This is a genomic window from Pseudomonas orientalis, from assembly GCF_001439815.1.
GTDB classification, from domain to species: domain Bacteria; phylum Pseudomonadota; class Gammaproteobacteria; order Pseudomonadales; family Pseudomonadaceae; genus Aquipseudomonas; species Aquipseudomonas orientalis.
This window is the reverse complement of the sequence record NZ_JYLM01000006.1, coordinates 94598-119820: the sequence shown is the minus strand read 5'-3', so window position 1 is coordinate 119820 and position 25223 is coordinate 94598. Positions and strand designations below refer to the sequence as shown.

At 60.5% G+C, this 25223-nt stretch carries 16 protein-coding genes, 2 tRNA genes and 2 pseudogenes; 15 read left to right on the top strand and 5 right to left on the bottom strand.

Annotated elements, in window-relative coordinates; translation table 11 throughout:
* The first annotated feature begins 1 nt into the window (after nt 1).
* The 8 genes and pseudogenes from hfq to TU82_RS29595 form a co-directional block, all read left to right on the top strand.
* Nucleotides 2-262 (top strand): RNA chaperone Hfq, encoded by a 261-nt coding sequence (gene hfq, locus TU82_RS16285; RefSeq protein WP_016976904.1) that lies wholly within the window; start codon nt 2-4, stop codon nt 260-262.
* A 12-nt stretch (nt 263-274) separates the two neighbouring features.
* Nucleotides 275-1576: a ribosome rescue GTPase HflX gene (hflX, locus tag TU82_RS16280; protein WP_057724271.1), complete on the top strand. Its 1302-nt coding sequence runs from the start codon at nt 275-277 to the stop codon at nt 1574-1576.
* Between the two features lie 96 nt (nt 1577-1672).
* Nucleotides 1673-2848, top strand: a complete 1176-nt coding sequence (gene hflK / locus TU82_RS16275) for an FtsH protease activity modulator HflK (RefSeq protein WP_057724269.1) — start codon at nt 1673-1675, stop codon at nt 2846-2848.
* Nucleotides 2848-3714, top strand: a complete 867-nt coding sequence (gene hflC, locus TU82_RS16270; protein ID WP_003188064.1) for a protease modulator HflC — start codon at nt 2848-2850, stop codon at nt 3712-3714. Before hflK ends, hflC begins: the two co-directional genes overlap by 1 nt.
* 293 nt (nt 3715-4007) lie before the next feature.
* Entirely contained in the window at nt 4008-5195 is a 1188-nt protein-coding gene (locus TU82_RS16265) for an ATP phosphoribosyltransferase regulatory subunit (RefSeq protein WP_057724267.1), read from the top strand.
* 54 nt (nt 5196-5249) lie between these two features.
* Entirely contained in the window at nt 5250-6539 is a 1290-nt protein-coding gene (locus tag TU82_RS16260; RefSeq protein WP_057724265.1) for an adenylosuccinate synthase, read from the top strand.
* A gap of 112 nt (nt 6540-6651) precedes the next feature.
* Nucleotides 6652-7707, top strand: a pseudogene (locus TU82_RS29600) (methyl-accepting chemotaxis protein); the annotation flags it as partial.
* A 390-nt stretch (nt 7708-8097) separates the two neighbouring features.
* A pseudogene (locus tag TU82_RS29595) lies at nt 8098-8613 on the top strand (methyl-accepting chemotaxis protein); the annotation flags it as partial.
* Nucleotides 8614-8709: 96 nt separating this feature from the next.
* On the opposite strand, the gene TU82_RS16250 reads toward TU82_RS29595, so the two are convergent.
* The 4 genes from TU82_RS16250 to TU82_RS16235 all read right to left on the bottom strand — a co-directional run bounded on the left by TU82_RS16250 (nt 8710) and on the right by TU82_RS16235 (nt 11774).
* Nucleotides 8710-10263 (bottom strand): ABC transporter permease, encoded by a 1554-nt coding sequence (locus tag TU82_RS16250; RefSeq protein ID WP_057724262.1) that lies wholly within the window; start codon nt 10261-10263, stop codon nt 8710-8712.
* Nucleotides 10263-11288, bottom strand: a complete 1026-nt coding sequence (locus TU82_RS16245; protein ID WP_057724260.1) for an iron ABC transporter substrate-binding protein — start codon at nt 11286-11288, stop codon at nt 10263-10265. The genes TU82_RS16250 and TU82_RS16245 overlap by 1 nt, the downstream gene beginning before the upstream one ends.
* A gap of 158 nt (nt 11289-11446) precedes the next feature.
* Nucleotides 11447-11533: transfer RNA gene (locus TU82_RS16240), tRNA-Leu, on the bottom strand.
* A 154-nt stretch (nt 11534-11687) separates the two neighbouring features.
* Nucleotides 11688-11774: transfer RNA gene (locus tag TU82_RS16235), tRNA-Leu, on the bottom strand.
* Between the two features lie 225 nt (nt 11775-11999).
* On the opposite strand from TU82_RS16235, the gene rnr reads away from it, so the two are divergent.
* The 7 genes from rnr to dnaB all read left to right on the top strand — a co-directional run bounded on the left by rnr (nt 12000) and on the right by dnaB (nt 19306).
* On the top strand, nt 12000-14630 hold the full coding sequence (rnr, locus tag TU82_RS16230; RefSeq protein WP_057724258.1) for a ribonuclease R: 2631 nt from the start codon (nt 12000-12002) through the stop codon (nt 14628-14630).
* Nucleotides 14627-15382, top strand: a complete 756-nt coding sequence (rlmB, locus tag TU82_RS16225) for a 23S rRNA (guanosine(2251)-2'-O)-methyltransferase RlmB (protein ID WP_057724256.1) — start codon at nt 14627-14629, stop codon at nt 15380-15382. The genes rnr and rlmB overlap by 4 nt, the downstream gene beginning before the upstream one ends.
* 339 nt (nt 15383-15721) lie before the next feature.
* Nucleotides 15722-16144: a 30S ribosomal protein S6 gene (rpsF, locus tag TU82_RS16220; protein WP_003236224.1), complete on the top strand. Its 423-nt coding sequence runs from the start codon at nt 15722-15724 to the stop codon at nt 16142-16144.
* 28 nt (nt 16145-16172) lie between these two features.
* Nucleotides 16173-16403, top strand: a complete 231-nt coding sequence (gene rpsR, locus TU82_RS16215; protein WP_002551829.1) for a 30S ribosomal protein S18 — start codon at nt 16173-16175, stop codon at nt 16401-16403.
* Nucleotides 16404-16439: 36 nt separating this feature from the next.
* The gene (locus tag TU82_RS16210; protein WP_057724254.1) at nt 16440-17333 is read left to right on the top strand and encodes a YybS family protein; all 894 of its coding nucleotides are present in this window, start codon (nt 16440-16442) and stop codon (nt 17331-17333) included.
* 18 nt (nt 17334-17351) lie between these two features.
* The gene (rplI, locus tag TU82_RS16205) at nt 17352-17798 is read left to right on the top strand and encodes a 50S ribosomal protein L9 (RefSeq protein WP_003171376.1); all 447 of its coding nucleotides are present in this window, start codon (nt 17352-17354) and stop codon (nt 17796-17798) included.
* Between the two features lie 110 nt (nt 17799-17908).
* Nucleotides 17909-19306, top strand: a complete 1398-nt coding sequence (gene dnaB / locus TU82_RS16200) for a replicative DNA helicase (protein ID WP_003188079.1) — start codon at nt 17909-17911, stop codon at nt 19304-19306.
* Nucleotides 19307-19319: 13 nt separating this feature from the next.
* Here the strand turns inward: dnaB and TU82_RS16195 are convergent, their stop codons facing one another.
* Entirely contained in the window at nt 19320-25139 is a 5820-nt protein-coding gene (locus TU82_RS16195; RefSeq protein ID WP_057724252.1) for an NEL-type E3 ubiquitin ligase domain-containing protein, read from the bottom strand.
* Between the last annotated feature and the right edge of the window lie 84 nt (nt 25140-25223).

Below are 25223 nucleotides of genomic sequence, written 5' to 3'. Positions count from 1 at the left end.
CATGTCAAAAGGGCATTCGCTACAAGACCCTTACTTGAATACCTTACGTAAAGAGAAAGTGGGGGTTTCCATTTATCTGGTCAACGGTATCAAGTTGCAAGGTACGATCGAGTCGTTCGACCAGTTCGTGATCCTGCTGAAAAACACCGTCAGCCAGATGGTTTACAAACACGCTATCTCGACCGTCGTCCCTGTTCGTCCAATCCGTCTGCCTAGCGCAGCAGGTGACGAAGCAGCTGACGCTGAGCCAGGTAACGCCTGATAGGAGTCTCCTTTGTTCTTTGAGCGCCACGGTGGTGGTGAGCGAGTGATCCTCGTTCACTTGGATGGACAGGACCCTGAGGCGCGCGAAGATCCGCAGGAGTTTCAGGAGTTGGCAAATTCGGCCGGCGCCGAGACCGTTGCGTTTTTTAACGTGCCGCGTCATCGGCCAACCGCCAAATACCTGATTGGCAGCGGCAAGGTCGAAGAATTGCGCGACCTGGTCCATGCCGAAGAAGCCGATCTGGTCATCTTCAATCACGTTCTCACGCCCAGTCAGGAACGCAACCTCGAACGTGTCTTCGAGTGTCGCGTGATCGACCGCACCGGTCTGATTCTCGATATTTTCGCCCAACGCGCGCGTACCCATGAAGGCAAGCTCCAGGTCGAACTGGCCCAGCTTGACCACATGAGCACGCGGCTGGTCCGCGGCTGGACGCACCTTGAGCGCCAGGGTGGCGGCATCGGCATGCGGGGTCCGGGTGAAACCCAGTTGGAAACCGACCGGCGTCTGTTGCGGGTTCGCCTGCGCCAGATCAAGGGCCGCCTCGAGAAGGTGCGCAGCCAGCGCGAGCAATCGCGCCGTGGCCGTTCCCGTGCGGATATCCCCACCGTGTCCCTGGTGGGCTATACCAACGCCGGCAAGTCCACGCTGTTCAATAACGTTACCAAGTCGGATGTGTACGCGGCGGACCAACTGTTCGCGACGCTCGACCCGACCCTGCGCCGCCTGGATTTGGACGACCTGGGGCCCATTGTGCTGGCCGATACCGTGGGCTTCATCCGGCACTTGCCGCACAAGCTGGTCGAGGCATTTCGGTCTACGCTCGAAGAGTCGAGCAATTCCGACCTGCTGCTGCACGTGATCGATGCGGCCGAGCCGGATCGCATGCTGCAGATCGAGCAGGTGATGCTGGTGCTGGGTGAGATTGGTGCCCAGGACTTGCCGATCCTCGAGGTCTATAACAAACTCGATTTGCTTGAAGGCGTCGAGCCGCAAATCCAGCGCGATGAGAATGGCAGGCCCCAGCGGGTCTGGCTGTCGGCGCGTGATGGCAGTGGTCTTGAGTTGCTTGAACAAGCCATCGCCGAGTTGCTCGGCGGCGATTTGTTCGTGGGCACCTTGCGCTTGCCGCAGCGTTTTGCTCGACTGCGTGCACAGTTTTTCGAGCTGGGCGCGGTACAGAAAGAAGAACACGACGAAGAAGGTGTCAGCTTGCTGGCCGTTCGATTGCCACGCGCGGAGCTCAATCGACTGGTCAGTCGCGAGGGTGTTGTACCGGCGGAGTTCCTCGAACAACACACTTTGCAATAAAAGCCTGAGAAAGCGGTTGTGCCGCAGTAGCAGGCATTCTGTAGCATTGGTCGGCGCGCCGTGGGTGCGTCTTTGCTTTATCAGATGGAGAGCGCTATGGCTTGGAATGAGCCGGGTGGCAACTCGAATAATCAGGATCCTTGGGGTGGTAAGCGCCGCAATAATGGCGACCGCAAGGGGCCACCGGATCTCGACGAGGCCTTCCGAAAGCTGCAGGAAAGCCTGAATGGGTTGTTCGGTGGTGGAAAAAAACGCGGTGGTGACGAGGGCGGTCGTACAAGCAAGGGCGGCGGCTATGGCCTGCTGGGCCTGGGTCTTGTCGTGCTCGCGGCCGTCTGGCTGTACAGCGCGGTCTACGTGGTGGACGAGCAGGAGCAAGCCGTTGTGCTGCGCTTCGGCAAGTATTACGAGACTGTCGGGCCAGGCCTGAACATCTACTTCCCGCCGATCGACAAGAAGTACATGGAGAACGTCACGCGTGAGCGTGCCTACACCAAGCAGGGCCAGATGCTGACCGAAGACGAGAACATCGTCGAAGTCCCGCTGACCGTGCAGTACAAGATCAGCAACCTGCAGGACTTCGTGCTGAACGTCGACCAGCCGGAAATCAGCCTGCAACATGCCACCGAAAGTGCCCTGCGCCACGTCGTCGGTTCTACCGCGATGGACCAGGTGCTGACCGAAGGGCGTGAATTGATGGCCAGCGAGATCAAGGAGCGCCTGCAGCGGTTCCTCGATACCTATCGCACCGGTATCACCGTCACCCAGGTCAACGTACAGAGCGCAGCCGCACCGCGTGAAGTGCAGGAAGCCTTCGACGACGTGATCCGTGCCCGTGAAGACGAGCAGCGTTCGCGCAACCAGGCTGAAACCTACGCCAACGGCGTGGTGCCGGAAGCCCGTGGTCAGGCTCAGCGTATCCTCGAGGATGCCAACGGTTACCGCGACGAAGTGGTCTCCCGCGCCAAGGGTGAGGCGGATCGCTTCACCAAGCTGGTCGCCGAGTACCGCAAGGCGCCTGAGGTTACCCGGGAGCGTCTGTACCTGGACACCATGCAGGAAGTCTTCAGCAACACCAGCAAGGTTCTCGTGACCGGCAGCAAGGGTGGGCAGAACAACCTGCTGTACCTGCCGCTGGACAAGATGATCGAAAGTGGTCGTAGCGGCACCGGCGCACCGTCCACCGGTTCGAATGCCGCTGCCAACGAAGCGAGCGCCCGTGCGGCCGCTGACTTGCTGCAACAGCAAACACGTACCAGGGAGAGCCGTTGATGAGCAATAAATCGCTGACCGCCCTGATTGTGGGCGTCGTCGTGGTCATCGCTGCCTGGAACTGCTTCTACATCGTCGCTCAGACCGAGCGTGCGGTGCTGCTGCAATTCGGTCGCGTGGTCCAGGCGGATGTCCAGCCGGGCCTGCATGTGAAAGTCCCCTACGTCAACCAGGTGCGCAAGTTCGACGCGCGCCTGATGACCCTGGATGCACCGACGCAGCGCTTCCTGACCCTGGAGAAGAAAGCCGTGATGGTTGACGCCTACGCCAAGTGGCGCGTCAAGGATGCCGAGCGCTTCTACACGGCGACCTCCGGCCTCAAGCAGATTGCCGATGAGCGTTTGTCGCGCCGTCTGGAATCGGGCCTGCGCGACCAGTTTGGTAAGCGCACCCTGCACGAGGTGGTATCCGGTGAACGTGACGCGCTGATGGCTGACATCACCCGCTCGCTGAACACCATGGCGGAGAAAGAGCTGGGTATCGAAGTGGTCGACGTTCGCGTCAAGGCCATCGACCTGCCCAAGGAAGTGAACCGCAGCGTGTTCGAGCGCATGAGCACCGAGCGTGAGCGTGAAGCCCGTGAGCACCGTGCCAAGGGTAACGAGCTGGCCGAAGGGATCCGTGCGGATGCCGACCGTCAGCGCCGTGTACTGCTGGCAGAGGCCTATCGCGAGTCTGAAGAGGCTCGGGGTGATGGTGATGCTCAAGCCGCGGCGATCTACGCCAAGGCCTACGGCCAGGACCAGGAGTTCTACGCGTTCTACCGTAGCCTGCGTGCCTACCGTGAAAGCTTTGCGAACAAGACCGACGTGCTGGTGCTGGACCCAAGCAGCGACTTCTTCCGCTACCTGGAAAAGTCCAAGTAACAGGCCTGTGATTCTGTAGGGACGACTCCGTCGGGCGGCTAAAATGCCTGGCGGGGTGATCCTTTGAGAAAACGGGTGTATGATGCGGCAGCCGGGAAATTCCCGGCTTTTTTGCGTCTGCGTGTTCGATTCGGCAGGCGTGACAGGTTTTTCGAGGAAAGTGCCCGACGAGGCCGGTTACAGGTCGTTCGTCACGTCGCTCTTGCGCGTGGTTTATGCAGGCGGCGGGTATTTTCTGCTCTACTCAAGGCTCGGCCGAGGGCTGGCCGCCCGGATCAAAGGGGAATGGCGTAATGGCAACGGTAGACCGCTGGCTGCTGCCAGATGGCATCGAAGAAGTACTGCCACCAGAAGCTGCGCGCATTGAAGTAGCGCGTCGCCAGGTGTTGGATCTGTTCCAGAGCTGGGGCTACGAGTTTGTCGTGACCCCCCATATCGAGTACCTGGAATCCCTGCTGACCGGCGCGGGCCAGGACCTGGATCTGCGCACCTTCAAGGTCATCGACCCGCAATCGGGCCGGCAAATGGGCTTTCGTGCCGACATCACGCCGCAAGTGGCGCGTATCGATGCGCATACCCTGCGCCGCGAAGGCCCCAGCCGCCTGTGCTATGCCGGCAGCGTGCTGCATGCCCAGCCGCGTGCGTTGTCGTCTTCACGCAGCCCGATCCAGTTGGGCGCCGAGTTGTATGGCGATGCGAGCCCGAGCAGCGACGTTGAAGTGATCAGCCTGATGCTGGCCATGCTGCAACTGGCAGATGTACCGGATGTGCACATGGACCTGGGCCATGTCGGCATCTACCGCGGCCTGGCCCGTGCGGCCGGCTTGTCCGGTGAGGTTGAGCAACAGTTGTTCGATGCCCTGCAACGCAAGGCCATCGATGAAGTCATCGCCCTGACCGCCGGCGTGCCGGCTGAACTGGCCGACATGCTGCGTGCGCTGGTCAACCTGTGCGGTGGCCGTGAAGTGCTGGCGGCTGCACGTGAGCGCCTGGCCAATGCGCCAGCGCCGGTGTTGGCGGCTCTGAACGATGTGCTGGCGATTGCCGAGCAGTTGTCGGCGCGCTTCCCGCAGTTGCCGCTGTACTTTGATCTGGGCGAGTTGCGCGGCTACCACTACCACACCGGTGTGGTGTTCGCGGTATTTGTACCGGGTGTTGGCCAGGCCATCGCCCAGGGTGGTCGCTACGACGACATCGGCGCCGACTTCGGTCGCGCCCGTCCGGCCACCGGCTTTTCCACCGATTTGAAAACCCTGGTGACCCTGGGGCGTGCTGAGGTCGAGCTGCCGTCTGGTGGCATCTGGATGCCCGACAGTACGGACGCAGCACTCTGGCAGCAGGTTTGCCAGTTGCGCAGTGAGGGTCAGCGTGTCGTCCAGGCCTTGCCTGGGCAACCATTGGCCGCCGCCCGTGAAGCGGACTGCGACCGGCAATTGATTCTGCAGAACGGGCTTTGGCAAGTATCGCCACTGGCTTCTTGAGTTTTCCTGCCGGCCATCGCCGGCACCAAGTTTGCGCGAATGAGGACAAGTGTTATGGGTAAGAATGTCGTAGTCCTGGGCACCCAATGGGGTGATGAGGGCAAAGGCAAGATCGTTGATCTGCTGACCGAACATGCTGCCGCCGTAGTGCGCTACCAAGGTGGCCACAACGCTGGCCACACCCTGGTCATCGATGGCGAAAAAACCGTCTTGCACCTGATCCCGTCGGGCGTGCTGCGCGAAGGCGTGCAGTGCCTGATCGGCAACGGCGTGGTGGTTGCACCGGACGCCCTGTTGCGCGAGATCGTCAAGCTGGAAGAGAAAGGCGTACCGGTGCGCGAGCGTCTGCGTATCAGCCCGTCCTGCCCGCTGATCCTGTCCTTCCACGTGGCGCTGGACCAGGCCCGTGAAAAGGCGCGTGGCGAGCTGAAGATCGGCACCACCGGTCGCGGCATCGGCCCGGCCTACGAAGACAAGGTGGCGCGCCGTGGCCTGCGTGTGGGCGATCTGCTCAACATGCCGCGCTTTGAAGACAAGCTGCGTGAACTGGTGGATTACCACAACTTCATGCTGGTCGGTTACTACAAAGAGCCGGCCATCGAGTTTGAAAAGACCCTGGCCGAGTGCAAGGAATACGCCGAGCTGCTCAAGCCGCTGATGCTGGACGTGACGGCCGAGCTGCACGACCTGCGTCGCGCCGGCAAGGACATCATGTTCGAAGGCGCCCAGGGTTCGTTGCTGGACATCGACCACGGTACCTACCCGTATGTGACCAGCTCCAACACCACCGCCGGCGGCGTTGCCACCGGTTCGGGCGTTGGCCCGATGTTCCTGGATTACATCCTGGGCATCACCAAGGCCTACACCACGCGCGTAGGTTCGGGCCCGTTCCCGACTGAGCTGTTCGACGCAGTCGGCGCGCACCTGGCCAAGCAAGGTCACGAGTTCGGCGCGACCACCGGCCGTGCTCGTCGTTGTGGCTGGTTCGACGCTGTTATCCTGCGTCGCGCTATCGACGTGAACAGCATTTCGGGCATCTGCCTGACCAAGCTGGACGTGCTCGACGGCCTGGAAGCCATCAACATCTGCATCGGTTACAAAGATGCCGAGGGTAAGGACGTTGCACCGACTGACGCTGACAGCTACGTAGGCCTGCAGCCTGTGTACGAAGAAGTGCCGGGTTGGACCGAATCGACCGTGGGCGCCAAGACCCTCGAAGAGCTGCCAGCCAACGCCCGCGCCTACATCAAGCGCGTGGAAGAGCTGATCGGCGCACCGATCGACATTATTTCGACGGGCCCGGACCGCAACGAAACCATCGTTCTGCGTCACCCGTTCGCTTAATAAGCTGTTGATGTAAAAAGCAAAGGGCTCCTTCGGGAGCCCTTTGTCGTTTCCGCCTGGCAAGCGGCACGACCCTTGCTGTATTTCCCTCTTTCGAGGTGCTATCAAATTAATGGCACCCGTGGTGGAGGGATTCCCAGTGTCTGCCGTTCTCTCGTTGTTACAAAGCCGACTCCTGCGGCCGGTGTTCGTTACCCTAGGTATCGCTCTTTTGGTGCAAGTGTTGGTGGCCGTCGCGCTGACGCGGAGCACGGTCACCGCCCTGGAGGCCGATTTGGGTAGACGCCTGGGCATCGATAGTCAGAAGCTGTCCGGCGAATTGGCCCAGGCCGGCAAGGAAGTCACCTCCAGTCTGGACAGTCTATCCACCAGCACTCGCCAGCGTCTGACCGCAGGGCTTTCCACGCGTCTTCAGCAAGAGCAGAAGCAATTGCGCGCGACCCTGGAAAAAGACCTGCAGGACTCCGCCAATGACATGGCGCAGTTGCTGGCTTCGGTGGCGCCGCGTGCCATGTGGGACAGTGATGTGCCGACGTTATCGGAGTTTGCCCGGCGCGCGCAGCGCAATCCCAACGTGTTGTTCGTGGTGTATGACGACGCGGCAGGTGAGCATTTGACCCGTTACCTGAACCGTGAAAACCCGATCAACCAGGCCTTGCTGGCCAAGGGCGCAGGGGAGCGTGCCCTGGATAAAGTACTGGACGCGGCCAAGACTGATCCTTCGGTGTATTACGTCGAAGCCTCGATCAGCCCCAACGGCGTTGAGATCGGCAAAGTCCGCATGGGCGTATCGACCGCGTCGGTCGAGGCCGATCTGCAAGCACTGGACACCCGCTTCGCCGCACTGATCGCCAGCGGTGATCAACTGGTCGGCGACAGCCTCAAAGGCGCAGCGGCCGACAGCGCTGCCGCCATGGGCGCGCGCCTGCAATCGGCGCAAGCCACGGCCACCCAGATGACCGCCAACACCACCAGTGCGGTTCAGGAGGCTGCCGGCACCTTGCGTTGGCGCATCGGCATGGGTCTGGCGCTGGTCGGTCTTGGCGTATTGCTGCTGATCGCCATCGTGCTCGGCCGCCGCGTAGTCAACCGCTTGAAGCTGTTGATTGCCGCCATGGATGACCTGGCGGCGGGCGAGGGCGACCTCACCAAGCGCGTGCAGATCAGCAGCAAGGACGAAATTGGCGACATGGCTTCGGCGGTCAATCGCTTTGTGGATAAGTTGCAGCCCATCGTGCGTGAAGCAGGTGACGTGGCCCAGCGTACCGGCGTAGAGATCGGCGCGATGACCCTGCGCAATGCCGGAGCCGATGCCGCGGCAGGCTTGCAGCGCGATGAAGTGGCCGAGAGCTTGCGTGCGCTTGAGCAAATGGCCGACGAGGCCCAGGCCGAAAGCCACGCGATGCAGGCGGCTTTGCAGCAGGTGGTGGATATTCGCCAGGCCACGGATGAGAACTCGCGCACTTCCACCGAAGTGGGCGGCCTGATCGAGGCGTTGGCGGGCCAAGTGCAGGCCGGCTCCCAGGTTATCGAGCGGTTGGCGCAGCAAAGCGAGCAGATTGAAGTGGTACTGACGGTGATTCACGGCATCGCCGAGCAAACCAACCTGCTGGCGCTCAATGCGGCCATCGAGGCGGCCCGTGCCGGCGAAACCGGGCGTGGCTTTGCAGTGGTCGCGGACGAGGTGCGTGCGCTGGCGAGCAAGACCCAAAGCTCCACCGGAGACATTCAGGCGCATATCGTGGCGTTGCAGCAAGGCGCCCGTGAGGCGGTTGAAACCATCGGCAAGGCCGGGCGCCAGGCTGACGAAGGGTTACGGGTGCTGCGCGACAGCGTGCGCTTGCAGCAGACGGTGCAGGCTTCGGTGGAGCAGGTGCATGCGGCGATCGGCCTGGCGACGCGCGCGGCCGAGCATCAGGCTCAGGGTGCGCATGCGGTGCGTGGCCGGGTCGAGGTGATTCATGCCCAGGCTGAGCGTGCGGCGCAGGCGGTGGTGGAGACGACGGCCAGTGGCAAGGTGCTGGATGGGTTGGCGGCGCAGTTGAAGGCGAGTCTGGGGCAGTTTCGGGCTTAGGGTTGTCTGGTCCGGCCTCATCGGGGGCAAGCCCCCTCCCACACTTGAATTGTGAACACTTCAAATGTGGGAGGGGGCTTGCCCCCGATAGCGATCTCAGCGACTCAGATACATCCGCGTCGTAAGCAAATACACCGGCAACCCCGACACCAGAATCAACAACGCCGCATACGGCGCCGCCGCCGCAAACTCCACATTCGAGGTATGTGCCCACACAGCCGTCGCCAAGGTATTCAACCCCGTAGGGCTCAACAGCAAGGTGGCCGTCAGCTCCTTCATCGCATCCAGAAACACCAGTGCAAACGCCGCCCCCAATGCCGGGAAAATAATCGGCAGCGTCACCCGGCAAAACGCACTGAACGACGATGCGCCGAGTGTGCGCGCCGCCTCTTCCAGCTGCGGCGCGGCCTTGTTCAGGGCGGTGCGAATCGGTGCCTGGGCCAGGGGCAAGAACAACAGCGCATAGGCGATCAGCAACAGGGCCAACGTCTGATACAGCGCCGGCACGTAATGCAGTGCGAAATACACCAGGGTCAGTGCAATCACCAGGCCCGGCAGGGCGTGCAGCAGGTACGGCAGGCGTTCAGCCCAGATCGCCAGTTGACCTTTGTAGCGCACCACCAGCAAGCCGACCGGCACCGCCAGGGCCAGGCACAACGCTGCGCCACCCAGGGAAAGCGCCAGGGACGATAACAACGCTTCACTGATCGCGGCGACCGGAAACGCCGCCGATGAACCCACGGCCAGCCAATAGCCAAGCATCCCCAGGGGAATGCCGCTGCCAATGATCGCCAGCGCCAGGCAATACAGTTGCCCCAGCGGCGCCCATTTGCCCAGCTTCACCTGTTCGGCATGTCGCGCCGCGCCCTGGCCGATCCGCACATGGCGGCCCTTGCCGCGCACGCGCAGCTCCAGCCACAACAAGCTCAGGCACATCGCCAGCAGCACCGCCGAGAGCATCGCGGCGTTGGCGTTGCTGAACTCCAGTTCGAATTGCTGGTAGATCGCCGTGGTGAAGGTCTGCAGGCCGATGATCGACAAGGCGCCGAACTCCACCAGCATGTGCAATGCAATCAGCAGTGCTCCCGCCACCAGTGACGGCCACAGCAGCGGCAGGGTGACGCGCCGGAACACGCCCCAGCGATTCAGCCCCAGGGTACGCGCCGATTCTTCCAGGGCGGGATCAAGGTTGCGCAACGTGGCAGCCACCGGCAGAAATACCAGCGGATACTTGGACAGGCTCATTACCAGGATCGCGCCGCCGAGGCCTTCGAACTGTGCGCTCAGCGACACCCAGGTGAAACTGCTGACAAACGCCGGCACCGCAAACGGCAGGCACAGGATCACGCCCCAGATGCGTCGCCCCGGCAGGTTGCTGCGTTCCAGCAACCAGGCCAGGGACAGGCCGACCACGCCGCACACGACCGTCACCCCGACCATCAGCGACAGGGTATTGCGCAGCAGCCCGAAGACATAAGGCCGCCACAGCAGATGCACCGCCTGTGCCCAGCCGGCCTGCCAGGCCTTGAGCCCCACATACACCAGTGGCAACAGGCTCAGGCCAACCAGGAGCAGCACCGGCAACAGCAGCCAGATTGAGGGGCGTTTGCGCCGGGGGCGAAAACCTGCGGCGCTGGGCGTTGGGTTCATCAGTTCAGGCCAACGTCACGTTCCAGTTCCAGGGCTTCTTCGGCATTGCCCAGGTCGGCCGGGGTGACTTTCGGCGGTTGCAGTTCGCTGAAAGGCTTGAGGCCGCGGTTGGACTCCATGCCCTTGCGCAACGGGTATTCGGCCGAGGTGTTGGTGATCACGCGCTGGCCTTCTTCACTGGCCATGAATGCCAGCAGTTGCTGGGCTTCCTTGGGGTGTTTGCTGGTTTTCAGCGCGGCCGCCGAAGACACTGTAATCAGGCCGCCGGCATCGCCGTCGGTGAAATAGTGCAATTGGGAGTCGAGGTTGGTTTTTTCTTTCTTCAAGGCAAACCAGTAATAGTTGTTCACCAGCACGGTGGCCACTTCACCGTTTTCCACGGCTTTGAGCGCAACCATATTATTGCTGTACACCTTGCCGAAGGCGCGCAGGCCGGTCAGCCATTCTTCAGCGGCTTCACGCCCGTGCAGCTTGATGATCGCTACCGCCTGTTCCTGGAATGCGCCGCTGGTGGGCACGAAGCCAACCTTGCCTTGCCATTCGGGGCCGGCGAAATCCAGCACCGATTTGGGCAGGTCCTTTTCGGCGATCAGCTTGGGATTGAAGGCGACGACGCGGGTGCGTGCGGTCACGCCCATCCAGTCGCCATTGCTGCCGACGTAATCCTTGGGCAGCACGTCGAGGGTGCTGGCATCGATCTTCGCCAGCAAGCCTTGCTCGCCGAGTTTGTTCAGCGGCGGCGATTCTTCGGTATAGATCACGTCGGCGGGGGAGCGGTCACCTTCCTCGACGACCTGGCTGGCCAGTTGGTTGCTGCTGCCTTTGCGTACATTGACGTGAATGCCGGTCTTGGCTTCAAAGGCTTTGGCGAGTTCATCGCCGACTTCTTTGTGCTGGCCGTTGTAGAGGGTCAGGGAGATCTTGTCGGCGCAATAGGCGTTGGGGGAGAGCAGAGTCAGGCCGAGCAGGGTAAGGGTCAGGCCACGCAGAAGGGATGTCTTGAGTCGGTTATCGCGGATCATCATCCGAAGTGTTCCTCGCTTATGTGCAACAAATCACTACAAGGATAAACGATAAAGCTTCTCAAGTGCGGACCAGAGGGGTGATCGCGGGTGAAGTTTTCGAACTGAATGTTCAAACCCCGGAAACGAAAAAACCCGCTTTCGCGGGTTTGATCTGAATTTGGTGCCCAGGAGAAGACTCGAACTTCCACGACCTTGCGATCACCAGCACCTGAAGCTGGCGTGTCTACCAATTTCACCACCTGGGCATTATCAAGCAACGTTGCCGCTGTTGATGGGGCGAACTATACGGCGGGCGTTTTGATCTGTAAACCCCTGATTCGAAAAATATAAATCAAATTTTCCGTTAAAAATCAAAGGTCTGAAACGAAAAAACCCGCTTTCGCGGGTTTGATCTGAATTTGGTGCCCAGGAGAAGACTCGAACTTCCACGACCTTGCGATCACCAGCACCTGAAGCTGGCGTGTCTACCAATTTCACCACCTAGGCATTATCTGACAACGTTGCCGTCGTCGATGGCGCGCACTATACGGAGCGATATTTGTGCTGTAAACCCCTGCCATGAAAAAAGCCTGGAAAATTTCGCCAATGGTCGGGCAAGGTGCGCGCCGGGGGCTGCAAAGGGCTTTAAAAGGCTTGATGACGTCTGAAATTTCCCGTTTCAATACGCGTATGCCAAACTAACCCGCATATAGACAAGGTGAAAACTCTCTAATGGCCGATTGGCAGTCCCTCGATCCCGAGGCCGCTCGTGAAGCGGAAAAATATGAAAACCCTATTCCTAGCCGTGAACTGATCCTGGCGCACCTCGCCGATCGTGGTTCGCCTGCTAGCCGCGAGCAGCTGGTTGAAGAGTTCGGTCTGACCACCGAAGACCAGCTCGAAGCCCTGCGCCGCCGTTTGCGTGCGATGGAGCGCGATGCTCAGTTGATCTATACCCGCCGCGGCACTTACGCGCCGGTCGACAAGCTCGACCTGATCCTGGGCCGCATCGCCGGCCATCGGGACGGCTTCGGCTTCCTGATCCCGGATGACGGCAGTGACGACCTGTTCATGAGCCCCGCGCAGATGCGCCTGGTGTTCGATGGCGACCGTGCCCTGGCGCGTGTTTGCGGCCTGGACCGTCGTGGTCGTCGCGAAGGCGTGATCGTCGAAGTGGTGTCCCGTGCCCACGAGTCCATCGTCGGTCGTTACTTCGAAGAGGGCGGCATCGGCTTTGTCGTGCCGGATAACCCGAAGGTCCAGCAGGAAGTGCTGATCACCCCGGGCCGCAATGGCGCCGCCAAGGTCGGCCAGTTCGTCGAGGTGAAAATCACCCACTGGCCGACTGCGCGCTTCCAGCCCCAGGGCGATATCGTTGAAGTGGTCGGCAACTACATGGCGCCGGGCATGGAAATCGACGTGGCGCTACGCACCTACGATATTCCTCACGTCTGGCCGGATGCCGTGCTCAAGGAAGCCGCCAAGCTCAAGCCGGAAGTCGAAGACAAAGACAAAGAAAAACGCATCGACCTGCGCCATCTGCCGTTCGTCACCATCGACGGCGAAGATGCCCGCGACTTCGACGATGCGGTCTACTGTGAAGCCAAGCCGGGCAAGCTGCGCCTGTTCTCCGGCGGTTGGAAGCTGTATGTCGCGATTGCCGACGTGTCCAGCTACGTGAAGATCGGTTCGGCCCTGGATAACGAAGCCCAGGTGCGCGGCAACTCCGTGTACTTCCCTGAGCGCGTGATTCCGATGCTGCCCGAGCAACTGTCCAACGGACTGTGCTCGCTGAACCCGAAAGTCGACCGTTTGGCCATGGTGTGCGAGATGACTATCTCGAAAACCGGCGAAATGACCGATTACCAGTTCTATGAAGCGGTGATCCACTCCCAGGCGCGCCTGACCTACAACAAGGTCAGCACCATTCTGGAAACGCCGAAGACCAGCGAAGCCAAGGCCCTGCGCAGCGAATACGCCGACGTGGTGCCGCACCTCAAGCAGCTGTACTCGCTGTACAAGGTGCTGCTGGGTGCCCGTCATACCCGTGGAGCGATCGATTTTGAAACTCAGGAAACCCGGATTGTCTTCGGTTCCGAGCGCAAGATTGCCGCCATCACCCCGACCACCCGTAACGACGCGCACAAGCTGATCGAGGAATGCATGCTGGCGGCCAACGTGGCCACTGCTGAATTCCTGAAGAAGCATGAGATTCCTGCGCTGTACCGCGTCCACGACGGTCCGCCGCCGGAGCGTCTGGAAAAATTGCGTGCGTTCCTCGGCGAACTCGGCCTGTCCCTGCACAAAGGCAAGGATGGCCCGTCGCCGAAGGATTACCAGGCCCTGCTGGCCAGCATCAAGGACCGTCCGGATTACCACGTGATCCAGACCGTGATGCTGCGCTCGTTGAGCCAGGCGGTGTACAGCGCCGATAATCAGGGCCACTTCGGCCTGAATTACGAGGCGTACACCCACTTCACCTCGCCGATCCGTCGTTACCCGGATTTGCTCACGCACCGCGCGATCCGCAGCGTGATCCACTCCAGGCAGGACACCCCGCACGTCAAGCGCGCCGGTGCCATGACCATTCCGAAGGCGCGGATCTATCCGTACGACGAAGCGGCCCTTGAGCAATTGGGCGAGCAGTGCTCCATGAGCGAGCGCCGCGCCGACGAAGCCACCCGCGACGTGGTGAACTGGCTCAAGTGCGAGTTCATGAAGGATCGCGTGGGCGAGTCGTTCCCGGGTGTGATCACCGCCGTGACCGGTTTCGGGCTGTTCGTGGAACTGACCGATATTTACGTCGAGGGTCTGGTGCACGTCACCGCCTTGCCGGGTGACTACTACCACTTCGATCCTGTGCACCACCGCCTGGCGGGCGAGCGCAGCGGTCGCAGCTTCCGCCTGGGCGATACCGTGGAAGTGCAGGTCATGCGTGTCGACCTGGACGAGCGCAAGATCGACTTCGGCATGCCTGACAAACCCGCAGAGCCGGCCGGCCGCAAAAAGCGTGGCAGCGAAACCGCAGCGCCGGCTTCCAAAGGCAAGGCTTCCGGCACGAAGACGGCTGCCGAGCCAGCACCTGCCAAGGCCGGTCGTCGTTCTTCGGCCAAGGACAAGGCCCCTGAGGCCTACCGCCCAAGCGATGCCGCGGCAAAAAACGCCGAGCTGCGCAAGAGTCGCGAGTTGAAGCAGCAGTTGCTCAGCGAAGCCAAAAGCGGTGGTAAAGCGGCGTCTGGGGGAAAGTCCCAAGGGGCGGAAAAACCGTCGAGCAAACCGAGTAAACACCGTAAAGGCCCGCCTAAAGCGGGTTCGGCCCCTGCGAAAAGCGGCGGGTCGCGCAAACCTAAGGCCAAGTCATGAGTCTGGAAAAAATCTACGGCGTGCATGCCGTAGAAGCACTGCTGCGTCACCACCCCAAGCGCGTCAAGCAGGTGTGGCTGGCGGAAGGTCGCAGCGAGCCACGCGTGCAGGCGCTGGTCGAACTCGCCACCCAGAACAAGGTTGCCATCGGCCAGGCCGAGCGCCGTGAAATGGACGTGTGGGTAGAAGGCGTTCACCAGGGCGTGGTTGCCGACGTCAGCCCGAGCCAGGTGTGGGGCGAAGCCATGCTCGACGAGCTGCTCGACCGCACCGAAGGCGCGCCGTTGCTGCTGGTGCTGGACGGCGTGACCGATCCACACAACCTCGGCGCCTGCCTGCGTTCGGCGGATGCGGCCGGCGCGCTGGCGGTGATCGTGCCCAAAGACAAGTCGGCCACGCTCACGCCGGTCGTGCGTAAAGTGGCCTGCGGCGCGGCGGAAGTGATTCCGCTGGTGGCCGTGACCAACCTGGCGCGCACCCTGGAGAAGCTTCAGCAGCGTGGCCTGTGGATTGTCGGCACGGCAGGCGAGGCCGAAGTCAGCATCTACGACCAGGACCTCACCGGCCCGACCATTCTGATCATGGGCGCCGAAGGCAAGGGCATGCGTCGCTTGACCCGCGAGCATTGCGATTACCTGGTGCACCTGCCGATGGCCGGCAGTGTCAGCAGCCTGAACGTATCGGTGGCGACGGGCGTATGCCTGTTCGAAGCCCGGCGTCAGCGTGGTGCCAAGGCCAAGGCCAAGAAGTGATTAAAATGTGGGTTTTGCCCCAATCCTAGTAGGAGCGAGCTTGCTCGCGAAAAACTCACAGGCGCCGCGTTCATTCAGGATGCGCGTATTATATTGGCGTTTTTCGCGAGCAAGCTCGCTCCTACAGTAGGCAAGCCACACATTTGCTTTTGTGGTGTTTGGGAGATTGTTCAAATAATCACCAATCACCTTGCGCCCGTTCTCCCCCTTCTCTACAATTGCGCCCCTTGCCCACCTGGCAGGCACGCATGTGCCTCCCCTGCGGCAAGATCCATAAGTGTCATTCACTCCTTGTCTGACCGTTTTTGAGCGGCAGGCTACAACCCGTAAGGAGCATTCATGCGTCATTACGAAATCATCTTTTTGGTCCACCCGGATCAAAGCGAGCAAGTCGGCGGCATGGTTGAGCGTTACACCAAGCTGATCGAAGAAGACGGCGGCAAAATCCACCGTCTGGAAGATTGGGGCCGTCGTCAACTGGCCTACGCAATCAACAATGTTCACAAGGCTCACTACGTGATGCTGAACGTTGAATGCACCGGCAAGGCCCTGGCCGAGCTGGAAGACAACTTCCGCTACAACGATGCAGTGATCCGTAACCTGGTCATCCGTCGCGAAGAAGCCGTTACCGGCCAATCCGAGATGCTCAAGGCTGAAGAAAACCGCAGTGAGCGCCGTGAGCGTCGCGACCGTCCTGAGCACGAAGGCGCTGATAGCGCTGATAGTGATGACAGCGACAACAGCGATAACGCTGACGAGTAATCCACGGACCTTTTAAGGAGCCTATCAAATGGCACGTTTCTTCCGTCGTCGTAAATTCTGCCGCTTCACCGCTGAAGACGTGAAAGAGATCGATTACAAAGATCTCAACACTCTGAAAGCCTACGTATCCGAGACCGGCAAAATCGTTCCAAGCCGTATCACCGGTACCAAAGCACGTTATCAGCGTCAGCTGGCCACCGCTATCAAGCGCGCCCGCTTCCTGGCCCTGCTGGCCTACACCGACAGCCACGGCCGCTGAGACCGGGCAGTCGACAAGTAGTAAGGGATTGAATGCATGCGCGCCTTAGCTGAGTTCATCATGCGCGGTCGTATGCAGGCCACTCTGGTAGTGGCTGGCTGTGCGGCATTGCCGTTGCTTTATTGGTTGGGTGCTGCCGCAGGTTGCCTTGTGCTCCTGCGGCGCGGTTTGAAGGACGCCCTTGGCGTTCTTGCCCTGGGTTTGTTGCCGGCCTTGATCTGGTGGCTGCAAATGGGTGATCCACGGGTACTTCTGGTACTGCTGGGGTCATCGAGCCTTGCGTTGGTTTTGCGCGCAAGCGAGTCCTGGGTCCGTACGCTGCTGGTCAGCGTGGCAGTGGGGTTGGTGTACTCAGTGATGCTTGGCGCGGCTTTCCGCCCGCAGATCGAGGCGCTGGCGCAGGAGATCGTCAAGATCCTGCCGCTGGCCCTCGGGGATCTCTACCAGCAGTTGTCGGTAGATGAGCGAGCGCGGTTTGCGTCACTGATTGCTCCGGTCCTGACCGGCCTGATTGCGGCTTTGCTGCAGGTTGTCAGCGTGCTGAGCCTGATTCTTGGGCGTTATTGGCAGGCGTTGTTGTACAACCCGGGTGGTTTTGGTCGCGAGTTTCGCAGTATCAGAATCCCAGCGGGGCCGGCGATGTTGCTGCTGGCGTGCATGGTTGTCGGACCGAACTTCGGTCCACAGATGGCCTTGCTGGCGCCGATTTGCAGCGTACCGCTGGTGTTTGCCGGGCTGGCCCTGATTCATGGGCTGGTGGCGCGAAAGCGCCTGGCCAGGTTCTGGCTGGTGGGGTTGTACGTCACGCTGTTGCTGTTCATGCAGCTGATCTATCCGTTACTCGTGGTCTTGGCCATTGTCGACGGCCTGATTGATTTTCGCGGACGTCTGGCGTCGAAAGATGCCGATAGCGCGAACGGTGAAGGTTAAAAGTTAGAGGATTTTCACATGCAACTGATCCTTCTGGAAAAAGTCGCCAACCTGGGCAACCTGGGCGACAAAGTGAACGTTAAGGCCGGCTACGGTCGTAACTACCTGCTGCCATACGGCAAAGCCACCGCTGCAACCGCTGCCAACCTGGCTGCGTTTGAAGAGCGTCGCGCTGAGCTGGAAAAAGCCGCAGCAGACAAAAAAGCGTCGGCCGAAACTCGCGCTGCCCAACTGGCTGAGCTGGAAGTGACTATCACTGCCACCGCCGGTGACGAAGGCAAGCTGTTCGGTTCGATCGGCACCCACGACATCGCTGATGCACTGACCGCCTCCGGCGTTGAAGTGCAGAAGAGCGAAGTTCGTCTGCCGAACGGCACCATCCGCAACGTAGGCGAATTCGACGTAGCCGTGCACCTGCACGCCGAAGTTGAAGCCACCGTACGCGTTGTCGTGGTAGCAGCTTAAGTCGCACCTAACTGACTGGCACCTCGTGTGCCAGCCGGTTAACATCGGGCACGATCCTGTTTACAGGTCGTGCCTTTTGTTTTTTTACACACCCCGAATTTCAAGTGGCCATGAACGAAATCTCCGCTCCTGAGCAATACGATCTGCAAACCGCTGCCCTGAAGGTGCCGCCGCATTCCATCGAGGCCGAACAGGCTGTGCTCGGTGGTTTGATGCTGGACAACAACGCCTGGGAACGCGTGCTGGATCAAGTCTCGGACGGTGACTTCTATCGCCATGACCACCGCCTGATCTTCCGCGCCATCGCCAAGCTGGCCGACCAGAACTCACCAATCGACGTGGTGACCCTGGCCGAACAACTGGACAAGGAAGGCCAGACCTCCCAGGTCGGCGGTCTGGGCTACCTCGGTGAACTGGCGAAGAACACGCCGTCCGTCGCCAACATCAAGGCGTATGCGCAGATCGTCCGCGAGCGCGCCACCCTGCGCCAGTTGATCGGCATCAGCACTGAAATCGCCGACAGCGCCTTCAACCCGGAAGGCCGTACCGCCGCCGAGATCCTCGACGAAGCCGAGCGCCAGATCTTCCAGATCGCCGAAGCACGGCCCAAGACCGGCGGCCCGGTCAGCGTCAACGACCTGCTGACCAAGGCCATCGACCGCATCGACACCTTGTTCAACACCGATGCGGCGATTACCGGTATCTCTACCGGCTATACCGACCTTGACGAGAAGACCAGCGGCCTGCAGCCGTCCGACCTGATCATCGTCGCCGGCCGTCCGTCGATGGGCAAGACTACTTTCGCGATGAACCTGGTGGAAAACGCCGTACTGCGCAGCGACAAGGCGGTACTGGTGTACTCCCTCGAGATGCCTGGCGAATCGCTGATCATGCGTATGCTCTCGTCCCTGGGACGTATCGACCAGACCAAGGTGCGTTCCGGCCAATTGGAAGACGACGACTGGCCACGCCTGACCTCGGCGGTCAACCTGCTCAACGACCGCAAGCTGTTCATCGATGACACCGCCGGTATCAGCCCGTCCGAAATGCGTGCGCGTACGCGCCGTCTGGTGCGTGAGCACGGCGACATTGCGCTGATCATGATCGACTACCTGCAGTTGATGCAGATCCCGGGTTCGAGCGGCGACAACCGCACCAACGAAATTTCCGAAATCTCCCGCTCCCTCAAGGCCCTGGCCAAGGAATTCAACTGCCCGGTGGTGGCGCTGTCCCAGCTCAACCGTTCCCTGGAACAACGCCCCAACAAGCGCCCGGTGAACTCCGACTTGCGTGAATCCGGAGCGATCGAGCAGGATGCCGACGTGATCATGTTCGTGTACCGCGACGAGGTGTATCACCCCGAAACGGAACACAAAGGCATCGCCGAGATCATTATCGGCAAGCAGCGGAACGGCCCTATCGGGTTTATCCGCCTGGCGTTCATCGGCAAGTACACACGCTTTGAAAACCTTGCGCCGGGCAGTTATAACTTCGACGACGACGAATAATGGCTGGCCAAGATCATTCGGCCAGCTCTTGCCTTGTCAGTGTTTGAACAAGCTCGGCCTCCTCAATCGCAAGCAGCGCCTGCTGGTTGTCGGTTTGCTCCTTATAAGCCGCTTCAGACAGCAGGTGAGCGTTGAAGCTGTCACGCAGGGCGTCAATGCGCTCCTGAAAAGGCTGGCGTTGCGCTTCGAACTGCGTCTGGTACTTGTTGGTCACGTACACCTGCCAGAATTCGCGGGACACCAGGGCTTGGAATTCTTCGGGCGAATTGTCCAGCGCCACGACGCTTTCATAGGCGGCATCCAGCATTGCCGGTGTGACCTCGGCCATGTGGGTGAAGGCGGTGCGTTGAGGTTGCCCCGGCAATTGGAGGCGGTCTTTGAGGCCGTAGCGATAAGCCAGCCTGATTTCGACCTCTTCGGCAAGGCGTCTGCGGTGGGGAAGCTTTTGCGCCTGCTCAATGGCAGGGTCATTGACTATCGCTTCGCTGCGCTGGATGTCGGCGGCGGCGATCTTGTCCACTTCGTGCAGTCGGAACAAGCCACGCGACAGTGCCGATAAGTGTGCGCCCTGAGACTGATCCAGCGCCTGAGTGCGCGCCCGGTATACCAGCACGATGGTTTCCAGGTTGCCGAAGGAAAACGCTGCGCGATCACAGCACGCAGGTTCTCCCGCTCGCTCAAAAACTTCTTTGCGCAGCGCTTCGGATTCCGCGTTGTTTTCGGTGATGGCGTCAATTACCTCCCACACCCTTCGCTGATGATCCGCCTGGCCGGTGCCCAGTTGGTCCAGGCGCCGGAGCAGGTCGAAAAACGGTTCGGCGCCTTCCTGTTCGCGTAACGTATTCCATTGGGTTCGTCTGGCGCGTACCTGGTCTGAGGCCAGGTCATGGGTCAGCCGCCGGAAGGATTCGTCACCCCGATTTCTGAATGCTGCCGGGCGCCGGTTGCTGGTAGCCGTGACCACCAGGCGGTTAGGCCGTCCGATTACGGTTACGCCGGCGTCAACCAATCGCTCTGCGTAACTCATGACCTGTTCCAGCGTATCGTCGGACAAGGGGTTGCCGGTGACGGAGGTCACATCGTTCAGTTGTGCCGACTGCGCCAGGCGCGCGTCGCTGGGGGCAATGACGGCGTCGGGAATTTCGGTGATCCGATTGGCGTCAAGGTTCACCGTGTCCAGCAACGGTTGCTCCAGCAAGCCCGCAGGCCAAGTATCGATGCCTGTACTGGACAGATCAATCGAACGGATACCGGTCATCTGGCTGAAGTCGGGTGACAGGCCCAGTTGTGGATTGCCTTGCATCCATAGTGCCCTGAGCGTGGTTCGTTCGGACAGGATGCGAGCAGTGTCGGCGTTCAAGCGAATTTGGTTATTTTGTAGAAAAAGACGAGTAAGCCCGTGCATTTCACCCAGCGCCGGGGGCAACTCGCGCAGTTGGTTGTTTGCCAGGTTCAGCCAGCGTAGGTGCCGGTAGCGAGTGAGGAAGCCCTCCGGCGACGCGCTCAGGTTCATGTTGTTCAGTTTGAGCGAGCCGACATGGCTGAAATCTGCGTCCAGATCCGGCAGGCTCGGCAGCCTCAGCCCACTGAGGTCAAGCTCCAGGCCGATTGGAGTGCCGTCATTGGCCAGCTTCTGCGGTGTTTCCCGTCGCCAGCAACTCAAGATACGTTCCCGGGCTATGTCTCGATCGTTTCGGGTTTGCGCATTGGTTGCCAACTGGCCTGCGCGGATGTAGCCCTGGCGTCGACCACCGCCCGAGAATGTCCAGGCGTCGAGTTGAGATTGCAGTTGGTTGTACTCCAGTTCCAGCCGGTCCAATTGCGCCGGTACGGCGCCTTCGGGCAAGCCCCAGAGAAACTGTCGGGCCTGCTTGGTGTTCTTGCTGGGATACAGCTGGCGATACCTGTCCACCCCAGGGTTGCCACTGTCGAACGCGCCTTCAATCGCTTCGTCCATCAGGTCGGGGCGATCCTTGTCCAGGCGCCGCCAGTAACTGTCGAATTCGCGCCAGTAGTGGGTGGGGAACGGGTTGCCCTGCAGTTGTGTGACGTTGTTGATCCGCGCGATGGTTTCAAGCTGCTCGGCCGACGGTTTGAGATGCGTCTGGGGTATCTCCCGTATCTCGTTGCTGCGCAGGTTGAGATGGCTCAAGGCGGGCTGGCTCTGGAGGCCGGCAGGCCATTGATCGATCTGTGTGTTACTGAGGTCCAGGGTTTTCAGCCTGGTCATGGCGCTGAAGTCAGGGGTGATTGCCAGCGGGTTTTCCGACAGGTCGACATGCTCGAGACGGGTGAGGGTCGCAAAGGTTTCCGCGCTTTTTGCATCCAGCCTGATTTTGTTCGAACTTAAGTTCAGTGAGGTCAGGTTGTGCAACTCACCGACAGCCGCGGGCAGTCTGTCGAGCGTGGAACGGGTGATGCGCAGCCGTTCCAGGTTAGGGAAGTTGCTGATGAAAGCGTCGGCCGCTTCCGACCAGTTGACCGATACAAGATCGAGCTCCTGAACATGGCTGAAATCTGCTTTCAGTGCTGGGAGCGCAAAGCTTCCCGGGGGCATTTTAAAGGTTGTCCCCGTCTCGCGCCGCCAGCAACGCTTGATCTCATCGATAAGCACATCCGCCCAGCCGGCCGGCTGGGATACGTCCGCCTGTGCCCAGGCCTTCAATGTTTTTTTGAGGGTTCTATATTCGCTTTCCCGCTGCGCCAACTGGCCCGTGACATCGTCCCCCAGCGCCTGAATAAACGCACTGACCTGCTCCGCAGTAAAGGAAGGAAATAGCTTGCGCACACGGCGGGTCGGGCTGAGCACCCGATGGGCGGCGGCGGATAACTGGTTGGCCAATTGCCGGTGGAACGACCAGGCATGCCCGGACTGGCGCATTCCACCAGGCGCGCCAACCACTGCGGTTACCCACACATTTGCAGCGTTGCGCGTGATGGCGTGGCTTTCTCCGGCGCGACTGCCGTTATAGACGTTGCCTTCATCCATGGCGACCGCATCGTCCGGCTTGACGATGCGCCAGACTTTGCGGGTGGCGCAAGAGGCGTCACGATCCAGCATGACTTGGTAGGTGCCGTCATCAATGTTCACGTATTTACGCTGGCTCATCTCATGGATGCCGTCTGCATCGGCATTATTCGGCAACTGCTTGTGCGCTATCCGAAATGCACTGAGACTTTGGCTCGACAGCGGCAATTCCCGCGAGGGAATCAGGAATTCATGCAGGTACTCCCGGTGCACGTGAGCCTGTTTGAGCACATCCTTGGCCAAGCCTTGAGTGTCGTGGATTTCGCGGCCCAGATCAGCGCGTTGAGCGTCAGTGAGGGTGCGCAAGGTGGCGCCGAGCAGGCTGTTTTCTGCGGAGGGGGCCATTTGCAGATCCCCACTGTCCGGCCGGTAGCCGGCGTAGCGGTTGCCGGACTTGACCAGCATCACAAAGCTGTCGGCGTCGTCATTGCCATAGGTGTCCAGCAGTTCACCACGACGCACGATATGGCCTGCCTGATCGGTCACGCCTTGGTAGACCTGCACGCCAACGTCGTCGGGCCAGCCCGGCAGCAGCGTCAACAGGTTGCTGAACAGCGCCTCGCTTTGGGAGGTGAGCTCGCGATCGTTGGGCGCTGACAGCGCGCTCAAGGCTTCGGTGATCAGGCTTTGTTCAAGGCCCTTGTGGATGGCTTCGCGAACGGGCGCGGCCAATGCAGAGTATTCGCTGGCCTCGCGCAGTGATGGATGCTGTTGCAGCAGGTCGGCGGCCCTGGCGTGTGAAAGGTCCGGGAAGCGCCGGCGCAGGAGGCTGATGGTCGGGTCGTCAGTCGATTTGAGTGTCGTTTGCAATTCATACCGGCCTTGGTGCTCGATGGCCTGGATCAGTGACACGGGAGCGGGCTGATGCCCGAACCATATATCCTGCAAGCCTTGACGATTCACACCTGCAACGTCCAGTGCACGTTGGCAGGCTGCGGGGGTCAGCGACAACTGGCTGGGCGAAACCATCTGCTGCAGCAGCTGGGCGTCGCTCAGGGTGCGGGTATCGACAGGGTCCAGCACCCAGTGGTTGCGGGCTGGCAAAAAAGTGATATAGGGCAGCACGCTTGAAGCGTCACCCGTCAGTCGATAGCGCCCGGAACCGGTGTCCAGTTTGACTTCGACGATCCTGCTTTTACCGTCTATCTCCAGCTTGGCGTAGCTGTAAGTGTTTTTCTCAAACACGCCCTGGCTATTCTGCTTCACCCCGTCAAGGAAGTTCGGGTCGATGGGGCGCTCGGCATCGACGAACCACAAACCGGGCTTGCCGTTGGCCGCGACTCCGTACCGAGGGTTACCCAGTGCATCCATCAGTTTGCGCGTGCGTCGGGCCGATAATTTGCTGGCTACGCCCTGCAAGCGCAGGCCCACCAGCAGATCCAGAATGTCCCCGACTGCTTGCACCAGCTCGGCCTGCTGCCCGCGCCGCAACGCCGAGATGGCCGAGCCGGTCTGATACGCGAGAGTGCCCATCATCGCTATCAGCATGACCTTGCTCATGCCAGTTACCCCACCAGGCACGGGGATCAGCAGCATCGACAAGGTTTCGCTGACCAGGTAGGTGAGCAAGGCCACTGCCGCCTCGCGGTCTGCAAGTTGATTGGTGCGCGCCAGTCGAATCAGGTCTTCTTGAATGGGCCATGACTGGCGGACAGGCAGGGTGTGGGCCAGAGCACGGGTATCCGGGCCGATTTTTTCAACGGAGAGTTTTTCTCGATTGGGCGTCTTGCTGGCGAACAGGTCGTATAAAATGCGCGCATGCCAGTACAGTTCATCGCGGTTGACCTTGAGCGGCTTGATGAAGGTCCTGAGCTTTTCCTGGTTGTTCAAGGAAATCGCCTTCATGAACCAGCCGAAACGCTGAAGGCCCACGTCGTTGCGAATCTGCTTCTGCAAGTCGTCCACCGCCTCTTGACGGGAGGCGTGGCGACGCAGCGCACCGTCCGGACGGTCCGGGAAGTAGCTGTAGACGCAGGCGCCGTCCGGGGTGTCAAAATGCCGGGTGAAAAACGGCATGGCTATTTTGTCGCCACCGGCGTCCAGCTGGTACATGTCCCAATGGATGTTTGCATCGAACAGCGCGTTCTTGAGGTTGTTGAACTCCCACTCATTGATGCTCCACGGCTCGCGGGTGCGATAGGCATCACGCAAGGCAATCACCAGCTTGGTGCCTTGCAGGCCGAACAGCGCGTTGGACAGGCGCTTCTTGAACGCTTTCTCAATGTAATCGCCGATCCGCTTGCCGAAATCGACACTGCGCACGACCGCGACGAATTCTTTTACGCTCAGGGCGTTGCCGCTGATAAAGCTGGCGCGCTGCTCTTCGGTGGAAAAATACGCGGTGAACCCGAAGTTGCGGTGCGCGGCCTCCAGCAAAGTCATCGAGCGTTCGTACTCGCGCACGCTGAGGTCTTCCTTGAAGATGCGCACCTGGTTGCTCAAGCGATCATTGGCCGGCAAGTCGTCGTGGGCAATCGGCAATTGGCGCACGCGAGTTTTGAGGTAGGTGGTGCGCGGGTCGATCAGTTTGCCTGTCTTGCTTTTCAGTGTGCTTTGCAGCGCATCGACCAGTTGCTGGTTCAATTCGTTGTAGAAATCATTCAGGGCGGTGCTCAAGAACTGCTCGCGCTCGATATGCTCGTTGCATAAGCGCAGGTATTCCCGTTGCTCGTCAGGGGGAAGTTTGCCCATGAATGTGGTCACGTTTGCTTGCATGGCCTTGAGGATCTGCTGTTCGGACCAGTGTTCGCTGGTCAGCAACAGGGAGGGTTCAGCCTCGGCGGCCGTGATGGAGGAGGTGGTCATGGTCCGTGCTCGCGGTGTGAGCGCCTGGCATTGAGGCCTGTCGGGCGCTGGTCAAAGATCGGGCAACGGTAGGGCGGGGGGCTT

What these genes read in the sequence shown, in the direction of transcription:
- rplI (WP_003171376.1), top strand. Translation starts at nt 17,352, where the DNA reads ATGCAACTGATCCTTCTGGAAAAAGTCGCCAACCTGGGCAACCTGGGC.
- rpsF (WP_003236224.1), top strand. Translation starts at nt 15,722, where the DNA reads ATGCGTCATTACGAAATCATCTTTTTGGTCCACCCGGATCAAAGCGAG.
- TU82_RS16250 (WP_057724262.1), bottom strand. Translation starts at nt 10,263, where the DNA reads ATGAACCCAACGCCCAGCGCCGCAGGTTTTCGCCCCCGGCGCAAACGC.
- TU82_RS16260 (WP_057724265.1), top strand. Translation starts at nt 5,250, where the DNA reads ATGGGTAAGAATGTCGTAGTCCTGGGCACCCAATGGGGTGATGAGGGC.
- hflK (WP_057724269.1), top strand. Translation starts at nt 1,673, where the DNA reads ATGGCTTGGAATGAGCCGGGTGGCAACTCGAATAATCAGGATCCTTGG.
- TU82_RS16245 (WP_057724260.1), bottom strand. Translation starts at nt 11,288, where the DNA reads ATGATGATCCGCGATAACCGACTCAAGACATCCCTTCTGCGTGGCCTG.
- rnr (WP_057724258.1), top strand. Translation starts at nt 12,000, where the DNA reads ATGGCCGATTGGCAGTCCCTCGATCCCGAGGCCGCTCGTGAAGCGGAA.
- hflC (WP_003188064.1), top strand. Translation starts at nt 2,848, where the DNA reads ATGAGCAATAAATCGCTGACCGCCCTGATTGTGGGCGTCGTCGTGGTC.
- rpsR (WP_002551829.1), top strand. Translation starts at nt 16,173, where the DNA reads ATGGCACGTTTCTTCCGTCGTCGTAAATTCTGCCGCTTCACCGCTGAA.
- dnaB (WP_003188079.1), top strand. Translation starts at nt 17,909, where the DNA reads ATGAACGAAATCTCCGCTCCTGAGCAATACGATCTGCAAACCGCTGCC.
- TU82_RS16195 (WP_057724252.1), bottom strand. Translation starts at nt 25,139, where the DNA reads ATGACCACCTCCTCCATCACGGCCGCCGAGGCTGAACCCTCCCTGTTG.
- TU82_RS16265 (WP_057724267.1), top strand. Translation starts at nt 4,008, where the DNA reads ATGGCAACGGTAGACCGCTGGCTGCTGCCAGATGGCATCGAAGAAGTA.
- rlmB (WP_057724256.1), top strand. Translation starts at nt 14,627, where the DNA reads ATGAGTCTGGAAAAAATCTACGGCGTGCATGCCGTAGAAGCACTGCTG.
- TU82_RS16210 (WP_057724254.1), top strand. Translation starts at nt 16,440, where the DNA reads ATGCGCGCCTTAGCTGAGTTCATCATGCGCGGTCGTATGCAGGCCACT.
- hfq (WP_016976904.1), top strand. Translation starts at nt 2, where the DNA reads ATGTCAAAAGGGCATTCGCTACAAGACCCTTACTTGAATACCTTACGT.